A 15,675-nucleotide genomic window follows, 5' to 3' on the forward strand; every position below is an offset into this window, starting at 1 on the left:
AAATTAATTAGAATAAAATAAAAAATATTTTCACAGAAACAAACCCCCTAAAAATAAATGTAAAACCAAACAAAACACAATAAAAACAAGAAATCAATAAAAAAAACAAGGGTTTTATTGAAAAAAAATCAATAATTTTACTTAAACTTTAAAAACCTACCACTATGAGAGTAAGAAAAATTACAATTGGAACTTTATTTTTTTGTGTGATTTTTACATACGCGCAACAAGATACTATCAAAGCTGAAAAAAAAATAGAAGACGTACTACTTACAGGCTCTCGAAATAAAAAAAGAACAGTTGTAAATTCTGCTGTTCCAGTAGATGTTATAGAAGTAAAACAAGTAAGCCAAACCACAGGACAAGTAGAAGTAAATCAACTTTTGCAGTTCTCTGCACCATCATTTAATTCTAACAAACAATCTGGTTCTGATGGAGCAGATGCAGTAGACCCTGCTACTTTGAGAGGATTAGGTCCAGACCAAACCTTACTTTTATTAAACGGTAAAAGATACCACCAATCTTCTTTAGTAAATCTTTTCGGAACTAGAGGTAGAGGAAACACTGGTTCTGACCTTAACACCATTCCCGTTACCGCGATAAAGAAAATAGAAGTTTTACGAGATGGTGCTTCCGCTCAATATGGCTCTGATGCAATAGCCGGTGTAATAAATATTATATTAAACGACAGAAAAGAAGGTACAGAAGCTACCGCATTTTATGGATTAAATGTCTTTAAAAGCCCTGGAAACAAAGATGTAGTTTCTGATAAAAAATTAGACGGTAATATATTAGACTTAGGAATTAATACTGGTTTTGCCCTTGGTAAAAAAGGAGGTTTTATGAACCTTAGTTTAGATTTTGTAAATAAAGAATACGCTATAAGAAACGCAAATCCAGATAAATACGACGCTCCAAGGCAACGTTTTGGAGATGCCGCAGCAAAAAACATGTATGTTTTCTTAAATTCTGAAATTCCTCTTTCTGATAATTTGAAATTTTATAACAACTCTGGCTTCTCTTACAGAAATACCAAAGCTTACGCTTGGACGAGAAGCGCTGATTCTGACGGAAATATTATTTCCGTCTATCCAAATGGCTTCAATCCTATTCAAAATACCAAAATTTCGGATTTTACGTTTAATAATGGTTTAAAATTTAAAGTAGCAGATTGGGATATAGATTTTTATAACGCATTAGGCAACAACAATTTTCATTATGACATCAAAAACACCATTAATGCAACTTTAGGAGCTAACTCACCAACAACATTTAATGCAGGAGGACATTCTTTGCTACAAAACACAACAGGATTTAATGCTACCAAAAATTTTAATTTTTTAGAAGGATTAAATATTGCATTTGGTTCTGAATTTAGATACGAAAAATTCAATATTAATAAAGGAGAAGAAGCTTCTTATGCCTCTTATGACATCAACGGAAATATAGTAACCGCTTCAACCCCAGAAAGTTTATACGTTACCAATCCCGACACAGGAAATGTAAGACCTGGAGGCTCGCAAGGCTTCCCTGGTTATTCTGAAAACGTTGGAAAAAGCAGAAATAACTTTGCAGCTTACATAGATTCTGAATTAGACGTAACAAAAAATTGGATGATTTCTGGCGCTGTTCGATTTGAAAACTACAGTGACTTTGGAAGCACACTTAACGGTAAATTCGCAACCAGATATGCTATAACACCACAATTTGCTCTTAGAGGCTCTATTTCTACAGGTTTTAGAGCTCCATCACTTGTTCAAAAATATTATAGTTTAAAATTCACCAACTTCCAAGGAGGCAATTTAGTAACAATACAACTAGGTTCTAACGATAGTGATTTAGCAAAAACCGCTGGAATTCCACAATTAAACGAAGAAAAATCTGTAAACGGAAGTGCTGGATTTACCTACAATACAGGTAAATTTACCGCAACCGTTGATGGTTACTATGTTAAAGTAAAAGACAGAATTGTATTAACAGGATATTTTACCAATACAGAAATTCCAAACTTACCAAGTGATGTAGAGCAAGCTCAATTTTTCGCAAATGCTTTAGACACAAGCACAAAAGGAATAGATGTAATCTTAAATTACTCCGAAAACATTGGAGCGGGAAAACTAAACGTTACTCTCGCAGGAAATTATAACGAAATGAAAATTTCTAAAATTAACACACCATCTTCTTTAGCAGGTTTAGAAAGCATTTTCTTAAGCGAAAGAGAAAAAGCATTTATCCTAGCTTCTGCACCAAAAACTAAATTCAATTTGAATTTGAATTACAAAATCAATAAACTAACAACCAATCTACAATTGGTAAGATTCGACAAGATAAGACTTATTGGCTACGGCGGCGATACAGATTACCAAGATTACGGCGCAAAAGTAACCACAGATTTGTCTTTTGGTTATGAATTTTCAAATAAATTCTCTTGGGTTTTAGGTGGTAAAAATATTTTCAATAGATATCCTACACTTCAATACGCGCATGTTTCAGACGGAAACACAGAATCTGGAGGTATTTTTGACCCCGTTCAAATGGGATTTTCGGGAAGACAAGTTTATACCATGATTACTTATAATTTCTAATTTTTCTTAATCAATAACAAAAATCACAGCACACCAAGTTTATGGTGTGCTTTATTATTATTATTTTTGCTAAAATTTCATAGAAATGATTTCAATATTAGACCAAGAATTCAGTGCATTAAATCAATATATAGCAGAGCAAAATCCTAGTCAGATTTTTATTTTAGTAGACGAAAACACCCACGAAAATTGCTTACCAACCCTTCTAGCAAATTTAAAAACCGAAATTCCTTTCGAAATTATAGAAATAGAAGCCGGCGAAGATGCTAAAACCATTGCTACAGCTACTCAACTTTGGGAAATTTTAGCTGAATTTAAAGCAGACAGAAAATCTCTTCTTTTAAACTTAGGAGGCGGTGTAATTACAGATATGGGAGGTTTTGTAGCTTCAACGTATAAAAGAGGTATTAAATTCATCAACATCCCAACTACACTTTTGGCAATGTGCGACGCTTCAATTGGTGGAAAAACTGGCATAGACCATCAATATCTTAAAAATATAGTTGGAACTTTTGCTCATTCTGAACACATTTTAGTTTATCCAAATTTCCTAGAAACTTTAGCATTCATAGAACTAAGAAGTGGCTTTGCCGAAATGTTGAAACATGGACTTATCGCTTGCGAAAACCATTGGAACGAATTAATTGCTTTAGAAGAAATAACCGCCGAAAATGTAGCTCCACACATCGAAAACAGTATGATGATTAAAGAAAATGTGGTTTTAAAAGATTTTAAAGAAGAAAATTTAAGAAAAATTCTCAATTTCGGGCATACAATTGGACACGCAGTAGAAAGTCTTTTCTTGAAAGCAGACAAAATCATTCCGCATGGTGAAGCCGTTGCGCTTGGGATGATTGCAGAAACGCATTTGGCTTTTTTAGAAAAACTAATTTCCGAGGAAACCGCCGAAGAAATCATCAAAAATATTAGAAGATTTTATCCTTATATCTCCATCAAAAATTTCAGTAACGAAGAAATTATCAACTTAATGATTAATGATAAGAAAAATAACCACGGTAAAATTAATTTTTCGTTATTAGAAGGCGTTGGTAAATGCAATTTTGATTACAAAGTAAGCGCAGAAAACATAGAAAAAAGTTTAGAATTTTATAGAAATCTAGAACAATAATATGAAGTTACAATAAAAATACACTTACAAACATAAAATTGAGAGCTTGGTAAATTGCCAAGCTCTTTTTTTATTTCTAAATAAAAAATCTTATAAAACTTTCGAAAAATAATATAAAGAAAAATAAACCGCACCAATGCAACTTTGCAACAGAAAATAATAAAAAACAATCACAATTAAGATTTTGAAACAATCGTAAAAAATTTTATAAGAACACCAAATCACAGAATTTGAAACTTTGCAAAAAACAAATTGGTGATTTAAAATTAGAACAACAAAAAAATATTAAAAATTTAAAAATCAAAATTATGAAATCAAAGATTCAATCAAACAAAAGCAACAGAACAATGATGAAAAAATTGTTTTTAGGACTATCAATCGTAGCAAGTTCGTTTGCATTTTCGCAACAATTCGGTATTAAAGGAGGTATGAACGTTTCATCAATCTCGGATGATGGATATGACGATACTAAATCTAAAGTAGGTTATTACGGAGGTGTTTTTGTAAACATCCCAGCTTCAGAATCTTTCAGCATTCAGCCAGAGGTAATCTATAACAACCTTGGTTCTGAAGTAAAAGGAACAGTTTTAGGAAATTCTTATTCTCAAAAACTCAACCTTAATTATATTACAGTTCCAGTAATGTTCCAATTCAAAGCAACACCACAGTTTTACTTAGAAGCTGGTCCAGAATTTGGTTTCTTGGTAAGCGCAGACACCAAAACTACTTGGAACAACTCTACTTCTACAGCAGAATTAGACAAAGAAGATTATAACAATTTTAACCTTGGAGTTGGTTTAGGAGCTGGTTTTGATATTACTAAAAACTTCGGAATTAATGCAAGATATGTAGCTGGTTTCAGCGATGTTACCAAACCTGCTTCAGACCCAAGCACAAATGCTAAAAACAAAAACAACACTTTTCATGTAGGTGTTAATTTCAAATTTTAATTAAAGAAATTATTGACTCTCAATATTTAATTGGTTATTGGTTTTTTAAAGCTGAGCAATTTTCGCTCGGCTTTTTTTATTTTTATACAATTGAAAATCAACAAACTAATAAAACTCGAAAATATTTGGCATATAAATTGAAAACACCTCGTTGTTAAACAAATATTTAAAAAAATAAAATAATGAGAAAAATATTTTTAGGATTAGGTATCGTAATGAGCGGTTTTGCTTTTTCGCAACAATTTGGAATTAAAGCCGGATTAAATGTTTCCGACATCAATAACGGAGCTTCTGGCACAGATATGAAATCTAAAGCAGGAATTTATGCTGGTGTTACGGCTACATTCCCGGTTTCAGAAGAATTTAGCGTTCAACCCGAATTAATTTACAATCAATTGGGAGCCAAAACAGATTTGTATGATTTTGGTGGAATTATCGGCAACGTTTCTACCACTACAAAGTTAGATTACATTTCTTTGCCTATTATGTTACAGTATAATTTTCCGAGTAATTTTTACTTAGAATTAGGTCCAGAATTTAGCTACATGGTTTCTGCAAAACAAGGACTTAGCTCTTCCATTATTTCACCTTCTACAGACATCAATATGGATTATCTCAACAGATTTAACGTAGGAGCTGGTTTTGGAGCTGGCTTTAATTTGAACAAAAATTTTGGACTAAGTGCAAGATACACTTTAGGCTTAACAGGACTTGGGAAAAACGGAAATGTTACCGATTATTTCTTAGACAGCGCAAAAAACAACAATCTACAAGTTGGTGTAAACTTCAAATTTTAAAAAATAAAAAACTCGGAAAGATTAGTTTTCCGAGTTTTTTGTATCAATTAAATAATTCGCTTTCTTTTGGTTTAGCAACAGGATATTTTTCTGTAAAACATCCAAAACAATGATTTTCTGAACCTAAAATTTTCGCTAAATTCGGCACACTCAGAAACTCTAAACTATCAACACCCAGATAATCTTTCAACTCTTCAATCGTCATATTAGCAGCAATTAAATCATCTTTTTTCGGAGTATCAATTCCTAGAAAACACGGTGCAATAATTGGCGGAGAAACACTTCTAAAATGAATTTCCTTAGCTCCACTATCTCTTAAAATTTTCACCAAACGTTTAGATGTAGTTCCCCTCACAATAGAATCATCAATAATCACTACAGATTTGCCTTTAATCTCAGAAATAATAGGATTTAGCTTTAAATTCACTACTCTTTCTCTCATATCTTGAGACGGAACAATAAAACTTCTGGCAATATATCTGTTTTTAATTAAAGCAGGTCTGAAGGGAATTCCCGAAGCTTTGGAAAAACCAATCGCCGCCGGAACACCAGAATCTGGAACGCCAATTACCAAATCTGCTTGTACTGGAGCTTGTTCCCAGATTTTTTCGCCAGATTTTTCTCTAATTTCGTGTACATTTATTCCTTCGAGTGTAGTATCGGGTCTTGCAAAATAAATATATTCGAAAGCACAGATTTTTCTTTCGCAATCGTTTTTCACCAAAAAGCTTCTTAAACCTTCTTCTGTATCGCTGGTATAAACAATTTCGCCTGGCAAAATATCTCTTACATATTGAGCTCCCACCGCATCTAGCGCACAAGTTTCCGACGCACAAACAAAAGTTTTTTCGTCTATTGCTCCTAAAACCAAAGGTCTAATTCCGTTAAAATCTCTAAATGCAAAAAACTTATTTCTGGTTAGCCCAACCACCGAATAAGCTCCTTCAATTCTTTCCATGGTTGCTTTAATAGCACCTCTTAAACCTAAATCAAGATTTTTTTGAATTAATCTCAAAATCACTTCAGAATCTGAAGTTGCTTTAAAAACTACTCCTTCAGCTTCTAATTCTGCCTTTAATTCTCCTGCATTGGTAAGATTACCGTTGTGCGCAATAGAAAGTATAATTTGGTCGTACTCATTTTTAGCAAAAAAAGGCTGAAAATTATAAGTTTTCTTATCTCCCGCAGTGGTGTATCTGGTATGTCCAATTACCGCATTTCCAATTAAACTTTCAGGATTGGGAATGGTTTTAAAAACATCCAAAACAAGACCTTCGTCTTTTACGGTAAGAATTTTACCTTTAGAAGCTACAGAAACCCCACAAGCTTCTTGTCCGCGATGTTGCAAAGCAAACAATCCGAACTGAGAAAGAGAGAATGTATCTACCTCATTATCAGAATACAATCCAAAAATGCCACATTCTTCTTTCGGAGCATCTAAAAATTCTTCGTCTTGAGTTCTGAAAAGGTTTCTACCGTAGAATTCTTGTTTGAATTTTTCTTGATATGCTAATTTTATATCTTTCATTTAAACTTTTATTAAATATAATAGAGCTTCACCCTATTCTTTATTAAGTCGCCACTTCGTGGCTTTTTTTGAAAAATTACTTCCCTAATGCTTTTTTCAATCTTTCGAAAATTTCTACGTAAGCTTCGGTAACTTCTCCCAAATCACGTCTGAATCTATCTTTATCTAATTTTTTCATCGTGTCTTTGTCCCAAAGTCTGCAAGTATCTGGAGAAATTTCGTCTGCCAAAATAATTTTTCCGTCAGAAGTTTTTCCTAATTCTATTTTAAAATCTACCAAAATAATGTTCATTTTATCAAACAATTCTTTCAATAGTTCATTAATTTTATCTGTAAGCGCATACATTTCGTCCAGCTCTGGCTTGGTAGCAGCTCCAAGGAAAATTGCGTGATAATCATTAATCAAAGGATCTCCCAATTCGTCTTTTTTGTAGCAAATATCAAAAATAGTAACAGGAGATTTAATGCCTTCTTCTACGCCTAATCTTTGTGCCATACTTCCTGCAGCGTAGTTCCTCACCACCATTTCTAGAGGAATAATACTCACTTTTTTCACCAATTGTTCTCTTTCATTCAATTGTTTGATGAAATGTGTAGGAATTCCTTTTTCTTGAAGATATTCAAAAATAAGCGTTGTAATAGCGTTATTCATTTCTCCTTTCAAATCGAAGCTTCCACGTTTTTGTGCATTAAAAGCAGTAGCATCATCTTTGAATCTTACAATTACTTCATCTGCAACTTCTGTTGCGAAAACTTGTTTTGCTTTTCCTTCGTAAAGCATTTCACCTTTAGTCATTTTATTGAGATTTTTATTTTTAAACTGATTTATTTGTATGAATTCTTAATTTTTGAAATTTTAATTCTTATTTAAAATATTCAACACCATTTTTGAAAATATTGTGATAATTGGCTGTTGGGATATTCTTGAACAATCCGTTTGTAAAACGTTCCGGATGCCCCATTCTACCAAAAATTTTACCACTTCCGCTGGTAATTCCTTCAATCCCGAAAAGAGAATTATTAGGATTGAAAGGCATACCGTGAGCTATATTTCCGTCCGCATCAATATACTGTGTTGCTACTTGTCCTTTTTTATACAAATCTAAAAGCACTTCTTCGTTTGCCATAAATCTACCTTCGCCATGAGAAATCGGAATGGTATAAACATCGCCTTTCATCCCTTTCAACCAAGGAGAATCATCGTTAATTACTTTTACATCTACCATCTGAGAAATATGCCTTCCAATAGCGTTGTGCGCAAGAGTTGGAGAAGTTTCGTCCAAATCTCTAATTTCACCATAAGGAAGCAAACCAGATTTTACCAAAGCTTGAAAACCGTTGCAAATTCCCAAAATCATTCCGTCTCTAGAAAGCAATTCGTGAACTGCATTTTTCATCTTTTCATTCTTCAAAACATTCACAATAAACTTAGCCGAACCATCCGGTTCATCACCTGCAGAAAAGCCTCCAGAGAACACTAAAATTTGTGACTGTTTAATTTTTTCAACCCAAGCTTCAATACTTTCTTCAAGCAACTGATGAGTTAAATTTTTCAGAAGGTAAACTATCTACTAATGCACCTTCTTTTCTGAAAGCATTTTGCGTTTCGTACTCGCAATTGGTTCCAGGAAAAATTGGAGCAAAAACTCTAGATGTTCCAATTTTATGAGAAATGATATTGATTGATTTTTTCTCCGTTCCGTTTTGATTTTCATCAAAATTAACTACAATTTTATCTTTTTCTTTGGTTGGAAACAAATTTTTAAACGTTCCTGAATTTACTTCAAGTAATTTTTCAATATTGAATTCTAAATTACTGATTTTGATAATTTTTGAATTTTTAACCTCACCTATTAATCGAAGTAAATCTGTATCTAATTTCTCTGTAGATTCTATCACTAAACCTCCAATATTCTTTTCGAGTAAAAGTTTTTCGTCAATAGAAATTTCAGCGCCAAGAAGATTACCAAAACTCATTTTTGCAACCGCAACGGCAACTCCTCCATCTTTAACCGTTTTCACAGAAACAATTTTTTTCTTCTGAATTCCTTCGTAAATATAATCAAAAACTTTAATTAAACTCTCGTAATTTGGCAATCCGTTTTCTTGAACTTGATGTTCGAAATGATAAATAAAATTCCCTGTTTTTTTAAACTCCGGAGAAATAGTGTTTAATTTTTTACCATCAGCACAAGCAAAGGAAATTAACGTAGGAGGAACGTTAATATCTTGATACGTTCCACTCATAGAATCCTTACCTCCAATCGCTGCCAAACCAAGGTTCATTTGCGCATCATAAGCTCCCAAAATTGAGGCTAAAGGCTTGCCCCATTTTTCAGGATTATTGCCTAATTTTTCGAAATACTCCTGAAAACTCAATCTAATATTTCTAAAATTACCGCCCATAGCCACGATTTTAGCTACAGATTCTACCACAGCCAAACTTGCACCTACCATAGAATTTTGCTTCGAAATTTCAGCATCAAAACCCCAACTTGCATAAGACACTGTTTCTACATTTTCTGCATGTAAGATTGGTAATGTTTGCACACAACCTTCAGTTTCTGTAGTTTGATATTTACCTCCAAAAGGAAGTGCAACCGTAGTGGCTCCCACCGTAGAATCGAACATTTCTACCAATCCTTTTTGAGAAGCTACATTTTTATCAGCTAAAATTTTGTAGAAATTCTCTTCATTAAATTCAATAGAATTTAAGTTAATTTCCTGTAAATGAGAGACTTTAGCATCTTGTTTCTTTGCACAACCACTTGTATCGAGAAAAGCTCTGCTCAAATCCACAATTTTTTGTCCGTTCCAGAACATTTGCATTCTTCCGCTATCTGTAACTTTAGCTACTTCTACCGCTTTTATATTTTCGGCTTCACAAAATTTGATAAATTTTTCTTTTTCGTGAGCTTCAATTACCACCGCCATTCTTTCCTGAGACTCAGAAATAGCGAGTTCGGTTCCATTCAAACCTTCGTATTTCAAAGGTAAAATATCAAGGTTAATTTCCAGTGAATCAGCAATTTCACCAATCGCTACAGAAACTCCACCTGCTCCGAAATCGTTAGATTTTTTAATCAATTTCGTTACTTCAGGATTTCTAAAAAGTCTCTGAATTTTACGCTCTTCTACCGCATTTCCTTTCTGCACTTCCGAACTCATCGTATGTATAGAAGTTTCGTCTTGCTCTTTAGAACTTCCCGTTGCTCCACCTACTCCATCTCTGCCTGTAGCTCCACCCAAAACAATTACCACATCGCCAACTGCTGGTTTTTCTCTTCTCACCCAATCTTTTGGAACAGCACCCGTAACGAAACCAACCTCCATTCTCTTCGCTTTATAACCTTCGTCATAAATTTCAGAAACGTGAGTCGTCGCCAAACCAATTTGATTTCCGTAAGAAGAATATCCATTTGCCGCTTGTTTAGAAATAGTTCTTTGTGGCAATTTACCCGGTAAAGTTTCAGAAATAGGCTCTAAAACATCTGCAGCACCCGTCAATCTCATTGCTTGGAAAACAAAAGCTCTACCAGACAAAGGATCTCTTATTGCACCACCCAAACAAGTAGAAGCACCACCAAAAGGTTCAATTTCTGTAGGGTGATTGTGCGTTTCGTTTTTAAATAACAAATACCAAGGTTCTTTTTTGCCATCAAATTCAGCTTCTATTTCTATAGTACAAGCGTTAATTTCATCAGAAACCACCAAGTTTTCTAGCTTACCTGTTTTTCGGAAATATCTTGCGCAAACCGTAGCTAAATCCATCAAAGAAATAGGTTTAGCTTCTCTTCCTAAGAATTTTCTTTTTTCTAAATAATCGTTGAATATTTTTTCTAAAGTTTCTTTAAATGCGCCTTCAAACTGAATATCTGTCAATTCTGTTTCGAAAGTTGTATGACGACAGTGGTCGCTCCAATAGGTATCAAGAACTTTAAGTTCGGTTTCTGTAGGATTTCTATTTTCAGATTTAAAATAATCTTGAATAAATTCTAAATCATCAAAACCAAAAGCAAAACCATGATTATTGTAAAAATCGTTAAGTTGCTCTGTTGTAAAATCATTAAAATCTGTATAAATTTTAACTTTATCTGGCGTTTCTTCGGCTGGAATTTGAAGAATTTCTAAATTTTTCTCTTGAGATTCTACTTTATTAATGAGTAAATCTTTAATTTTTAACAAATCTGAAACTTCAACTCCTTGCAATTCTATCAATTTACCACTTCTTACGGTAGAATTCTCAACACCAGTAAGTAAAGCGATACATTGCTGAGCAGAATCTGCTCTTTGGTCGTATTGACCGGGAAGAAATTCCGTGGCAAAATGTAGATTTTTAGCAGGATTTTCGGTGTGAAGAATATCTACAACCGGATCTACAAAAGTATTGTTGACTACTTTTTCGAAATCGCCTTCTTTCAAACCGAAAATATCATAGATATTATAAACTTTCACCGATTGAATGTTCGGCAAAATAGATTTGATTTCATTTAAAATTTTAGGACTTTCTACATCGAAAACTCCTCTTTTTTCTACGAAAATTCTTCTTTTCATAAATTAGATTTGAGATTTGAAATTTGAAGTTTGACCTTTTAAATCAATTTCAAAATTTCAAATAATTAATTTCAAATTAAACAAAAAATGCAGACACAATTGCCTGCATAAAATTATACTTTTAAATCTGATTCTAAACCAATTAAGTGTTGATATTTTTCAACAATCGGAGAGATTTCATTCTTTACAAACTCCACAGTTTGTATTGGAGCGAAGCCGATGAAATTTTTAGGGTCTAAAACTTCTTGCAATTTCGATTTGTCTAGCTTCAAAGAATCGTCATTCATTATCCTTTCGATTAAATCGTTTTCTTTGCCTTCCATTTTCACCTTTTTCGAGGCTTCCATAGAATGAACACGAATAATCTCGTGAATTTCCTGTCGGTCTCCACCCGCTTTCACTTCTTCCATGATAATGTATTCGGTCGCCATAAACGGAAGTTCTTCCATAATATGTTTATGAATTCTGTTTTCATAAACCACAATTCCGTTCATAATGTTGTTCCAAATCAAAAGAACTGCATCTACTGCTAAAAATGCTTGTGGAATCGTCAACCTTTTGTTCGCCGAATCATCTAAAGTTCTTTCAAACCATTGCGTTGCAGCTACCATTGCTGAAGAATTCTGAAGTGAAATAACGAATTTTGACAATGCTGAAATTCTTTCAGAACGCATCGGATTACGTTTATAAGCCATTGCAGATGAACCGATTTGATTTTTTTCGAACGGTTCTTCTATTTCTTTAAGATTTTGCAAAAGTCTTAAATCGTTGGTAAATTTATGTGCAGATTGAGCAATGTTTGACAATAAAGACAAAACTTTTGCATCAATTTTTCTATCGTAAGTTTGACCAGAAACGCCAAAAACTTTCTCGAAACCGAAACGTTTTGACAATTCTTTATCTAAATGTTGAACTTTAGCATAATCTCCGTCAAAAAGTTCTAAGAAACTTGCGGCAGTTCCCGTAGTTCCTTTTACACCTCTAAATCTTAAAGTTTCTAAGAAAAATTCTAATTCTTCGAAATCTAAAAGCAAAGATTGCAACCAAAGTGTAGCTCTTTTCCCAACTGTAGTTAATTGTGCCGGTTGAAAGTGCGTGAAACCAAGAGTTGGCAAATCTTTGTATTGAATGGCAAAATCTGAAAGATTTTTGATAACATTTACCAATTGCTTTCTGATAATTTGAAGACCATCTCTAATTTGAATTAAATCTGTATTATCTCCCACAAAAGCCGAAGTAGCACCTAAGTGAATAATCGGTTTTGCAGCTGGAGCTACGTCTCCATAAGCGTGAACGTGAGCCATCACATCGTGACGAAACTTTTTCTCGTATTCTGCAGCTTTTTGATAATCAATATTGTCGGCTTGCTCTTTCAATTGAGAAATTTGTTCGTCTGAAATTTCAAGACCTAGGTCTTTTTCTATCTCAGCAAGAGCAATCCAGAGTTTTCGCCAGGTTTGAAACTTGTTATCCGGCGAGAAATTAAAGAGCATTTCTGCACTGGAATAGCGTTCTTCCAATGGATTTTTGTAGGAATTCATTTTACTTTTTTAGATTTACTTTTCAAGATGCAAAAATACATTTTTTTGAAGAATTCTCAAATATTGTTTTCCACATTCGTAAGTTTTCTCTAAATAAATCAAATATTTACCTTCTTCCTTTAAAATATTTCATAGTGTCATAAACTCCAAAAACATGATCCATTATCCAATCGAAAATTGGAAGTGGCAAAATCCCTTGAGAAAGCCTTATAAACCAATACGGAAGTGGCATTGCTAAAATTTTTCTTTTATTTTCTATAGATTTTATAATTTTTTCGGCAGTTGGTTCTGGCTCTAAAATCGGAATTAATTTAGATTGTACCCCATCAAACATCCCTGTATTGATATAAAAAGGCATAATGGTAGTTACAGAAATATTCTTTTTAAGTTGCTCCATTTCTAGTCTTAAACTATCACTCCAACCGTTTACAGCCCATTTTGAAGCGGCATAAACTGCCATTTTAGGATTTGAAATTAAACCCGCCGAAGAAGCAATATTGCAAATAGCACCAGAATTTTCTTTCATCATTTCTGGTAAAAACTCTAACGTAACATGCATCAAAGCATTAGAGTTAATTAGCATTGTTTTTTGAATATCTTGATGTGTATTTTCGTGGAAATATTTCCCTACAACAATTCCTGCATTATTGATGAGAACATCAATCTTGCCAACTTCTGTTCTCACTTTTTGCGCGTAGATTTTAATTTCGTCTAAATTAGAAACATCAACTTTATAAATAAAAATAGGAATTCCTAATTTTGAAAACTCTTCTTTGGTTTTTGACAAACCTTCTTCGTTAATATCCCAAATTACCAAATGAGAAACGCCTCTTTCCAGAGATTTTCTTGCCATAATTTTGCCAATTCCGGAAGCTCCACCAGTTATTAAAAGTTTTTTATTCTTTAGTTCCATAACTATTTATTTTTTTCTTTGACAATATACATTAGAAAAGCAATCAATTTTAATAAAATTTGAAAATATTATTATTTCCAACATAAAAATTCTAAAAATCCTCCAAAAATAACCTGCTTAAAATATTTGTTTTATTTTATCTTTGTGAAAATCAATACTTAAGAGTAATGAATTACACCGAAATTCTTCAAAGTCAAAAAACATTTTTTAATTCACACAAAACCAAAGATTTAAACTTTAGAAAAACTCAACTAAAGAAATTAAAGAATTTGATAAAAAAGCACGAAAACCAACTTTACGAAGCCATTTATAAAGATTTCGGAAAATCTGAATTTGAAACGTTCGGTACAGAGATTTCTTTCATTTACAAAGACATTGATTATTACTTAAAAAACTTAAATTCTCTTGCCAAACCTAAAAAAGTTAAAACAAACATTGTCAATCAATTAGGAAGCAGCAAAATCTACAGAGAACCACTTGGAAACTGCCTTGTAATTGGCGCATGGAATTATCCTTATCAATTAACTTTAACGCCCGTTGTTGCAGCAATTGCAGCAGGAAACACTTGCATCATAAAACCTAGTGAATTGCCCGAAAACACCATGAAAGCTATGGCGCAACTTATCAATGAAAATTTTGATTCTGCATTTCTTTATGTGGTAGAAGGCAGTGTGGAAGAAACTACGGAGATTTTAAAATTGAGATTTGACAAAATTTTCTTCACCGGAAGTCCACGAGTTGGAAAAATTGTTTACCAAGCTGCTGCAGAACATCTTACGCCTGTAACTTTAGAATTGGGAGGAAAATCGCCTGCTTTTATTACCGAAAATGCAGATTTGGAAGTGGCAGCAAGAAGAATTGTTTGGGGAAAATTCATCAATGCAGGGCAAACGTGTATTGCACCAGATTATCTATACGTTCAGGAAAATGTAAAATCTAAATTTATAGAAATTCTGCTTTATGAAATCAAGAAAAGGAATTACCACGAAAATGCTGAACATTTTTGTAAAATTATCAACGAAAGAAATTTTGACCGATTAGAAAAATTAATCAATAGAGAGAAACTTATTTTCGGAGGAGAAACCCATCGTGAAAAAAGATATATCTCCCCTACCGTTTTAGACCATGTAACTTGGGAAGATGCGGTGATGCAAGAAGAAATTTTTGGTCCAATTTTACCAATTCTTGTTTATAAAAATTTAGACGAAGCCATCCAAAAAGTGATTGAAGGAGAAAAACCTTTGTCTGCTTATATTTTTACTAATAATGCTAAAGAACAAACAAAAATTTTAGAAAAACTAAGTTTTGGTGGCGCCTGTATCAATGACACTTTAATGCACATTAGCAATCATCATCTTCCTTTTGGAGGCGTAGGAAATTCGGGATTAGGAAACTATCATGGGAAATTTGGGTTTGATGCATTTTCTCACCAAAAAGCTATTTTAGACAAGTCCATTTACTTAGAACCAGAGCTGAAATATCCGCCATACACCGAAGGAAAGTTGAAAATTTTGAAAAAATTGTTGTAATGAAGATTATAAATATTAAAAACAAAGCTCTAAAAAGTGCATTTCTAACTGTTTTGTTTTATGTAATTTATTTTTTAACAAGTACTATTGCAGAACAATTTCAAAAATCCGGACCATGCAATCCCGGACTTGGAATGATTGTGTTATTA

The 15,675-nt window shown here is 33.1% G+C and carries 9 protein-coding genes and 1 pseudogene; 5 read left to right on the plus strand and 5 right to left on the minus strand.

The genetic code is table 11. The features are described from left to right. Positions 1-164 precede the first annotated feature (164 nt). From QM746_RS14160 to QM746_RS14175, 4 genes are all read left to right on the plus strand, one after another. Positions 165-2,585, plus strand: a complete 2,421-nt coding sequence (locus QM746_RS14160) for a TonB-dependent receptor plug domain-containing protein (protein ID WP_414984817.1) — start codon at positions 165-167, stop codon at positions 2,583-2,585. A gap of 85 nt (positions 2,586-2,670) precedes the next feature. Next, a complete protein-coding gene (gene aroB / locus QM746_RS14165) occupies positions 2,671-3,714 on the plus strand; it encodes a 3-dehydroquinate synthase (protein ID WP_414984818.1) in 1,044 nt (347 codons plus the stop codon). Between the two features lie 350 nt (positions 3,715-4,064). Next, positions 4,065-4,664 (plus strand): porin family protein, encoded by a 600-nt coding sequence (locus QM746_RS14170; protein WP_414985160.1) that lies wholly within the window; start codon positions 4,065-4,067, stop codon positions 4,662-4,664. Between the two features lie 182 nt (positions 4,665-4,846). Beyond that, entirely contained in the window at positions 4,847-5,461 is a 615-nt protein-coding gene (locus tag QM746_RS14175) for a porin family protein (protein ID WP_414984819.1), read from the plus strand. Positions 5,462-5,504: 43 nt separating this feature from the next. Here QM746_RS14175 and purF read toward each other — a convergent pair whose 3' ends face one another. The 5 genes and pseudogenes from purF to QM746_RS14200 all read right to left on the minus strand — a co-directional run bounded on the left by purF (position 5,505) and on the right by QM746_RS14200 (position 13,997). Then, the gene (gene purF, locus QM746_RS14180; RefSeq protein ID WP_374363950.1) at positions 5,505-6,989 is read right to left on the minus strand and encodes an amidophosphoribosyltransferase; all 1,485 of its coding nucleotides are present in this window, start codon (positions 6,987-6,989) and stop codon (positions 5,505-5,507) included. A 76-nt stretch (positions 6,990-7,065) separates the two neighbouring features. After that, positions 7,066-7,785 carry a phosphoribosylaminoimidazolesuccinocarboxamide synthase gene (purC, locus tag QM746_RS14185; RefSeq protein WP_414984820.1) on the minus strand — a complete coding sequence of 240 codons (720 nt, stop codon included), beginning with the start codon at positions 7,783-7,785 and terminating at the stop codon, positions 7,066-7,068. Positions 7,786-7,852: 67 nt separating this feature from the next. Beyond that, positions 7,853-11,543: pseudogene (locus QM746_RS14190) on the minus strand (phosphoribosylformylglycinamidine synthase). 113 nt (positions 11,544-11,656) lie between these two features. Beyond that, on the minus strand, positions 11,657-13,084 hold the full coding sequence (gene purB, locus QM746_RS14195) for an adenylosuccinate lyase (protein WP_374363947.1): 1,428 nt from the start codon (positions 13,082-13,084) through the stop codon (positions 11,657-11,659). A 106-nt stretch (positions 13,085-13,190) separates the two neighbouring features. Continuing rightward, the gene (locus QM746_RS14200; protein WP_414984821.1) at positions 13,191-13,997 is read right to left on the minus strand and encodes an SDR family oxidoreductase; all 807 of its coding nucleotides are present in this window, start codon (positions 13,995-13,997) and stop codon (positions 13,191-13,193) included. Between the two features lie 167 nt (positions 13,998-14,164). Between QM746_RS14200 and QM746_RS14205 the strand changes: the two genes are divergently transcribed. Then, complete coding sequence (locus QM746_RS14205; protein WP_414984822.1) at positions 14,165-15,526, plus strand: aldehyde dehydrogenase; 1,362 nt, start codon at positions 14,165-14,167, stop codon at positions 15,524-15,526. Positions 15,527-15,675: the final 149 nt, after the last annotated feature.

The sequence above is a fragment of the Cloacibacterium sp. genome, from assembly GCF_047601505.1.
Taxonomy (GTDB): Bacteria; Bacteroidota; Bacteroidia; order Flavobacteriales; family Weeksellaceae; genus Cloacibacterium.

Bases quoted from the DNA above. Each gene is read 5' to 3' on its own strand.
- QM746_RS14170 (WP_414985160.1), top strand. From the start codon at position 4,065: ATGAAAAAATTGTTTTTAGGACTATCAATCGTAGCAAGTTCGTTTGCA.
- QM746_RS14160 (WP_414984817.1), top strand. From the start codon at position 165: ATGAGAGTAAGAAAAATTACAATTGGAACTTTATTTTTTTGTGTGATT.
- QM746_RS14205 (WP_414984822.1), top strand. From the start codon at position 14,165: ATGAATTACACCGAAATTCTTCAAAGTCAAAAAACATTTTTTAATTCA.
- QM746_RS14175 (WP_414984819.1), top strand. From the start codon at position 4,847: ATGAGAAAAATATTTTTAGGATTAGGTATCGTAATGAGCGGTTTTGCT.
- QM746_RS14200 (WP_414984821.1), bottom strand. From the start codon at position 13,997: ATGGAACTAAAGAATAAAAAACTTTTAATAACTGGTGGAGCTTCCGGA.
- purC (WP_414984820.1), bottom strand. From the start codon at position 7,785: ATGACTAAAGGTGAAATGCTTTACGAAGGAAAAGCAAAACAAGTTTTC.
- aroB (WP_414984818.1), top strand. From the start codon at position 2,671: ATGATTTCAATATTAGACCAAGAATTCAGTGCATTAAATCAATATATA.
- purB (WP_374363947.1), bottom strand. From the start codon at position 13,084: ATGAATTCCTACAAAAATCCATTGGAAGAACGCTATTCCAGTGCAGAA.
- purF (WP_374363950.1), bottom strand. From the start codon at position 6,989: ATGAAAGATATAAAATTAGCATATCAAGAAAAATTCAAACAAGAATTC.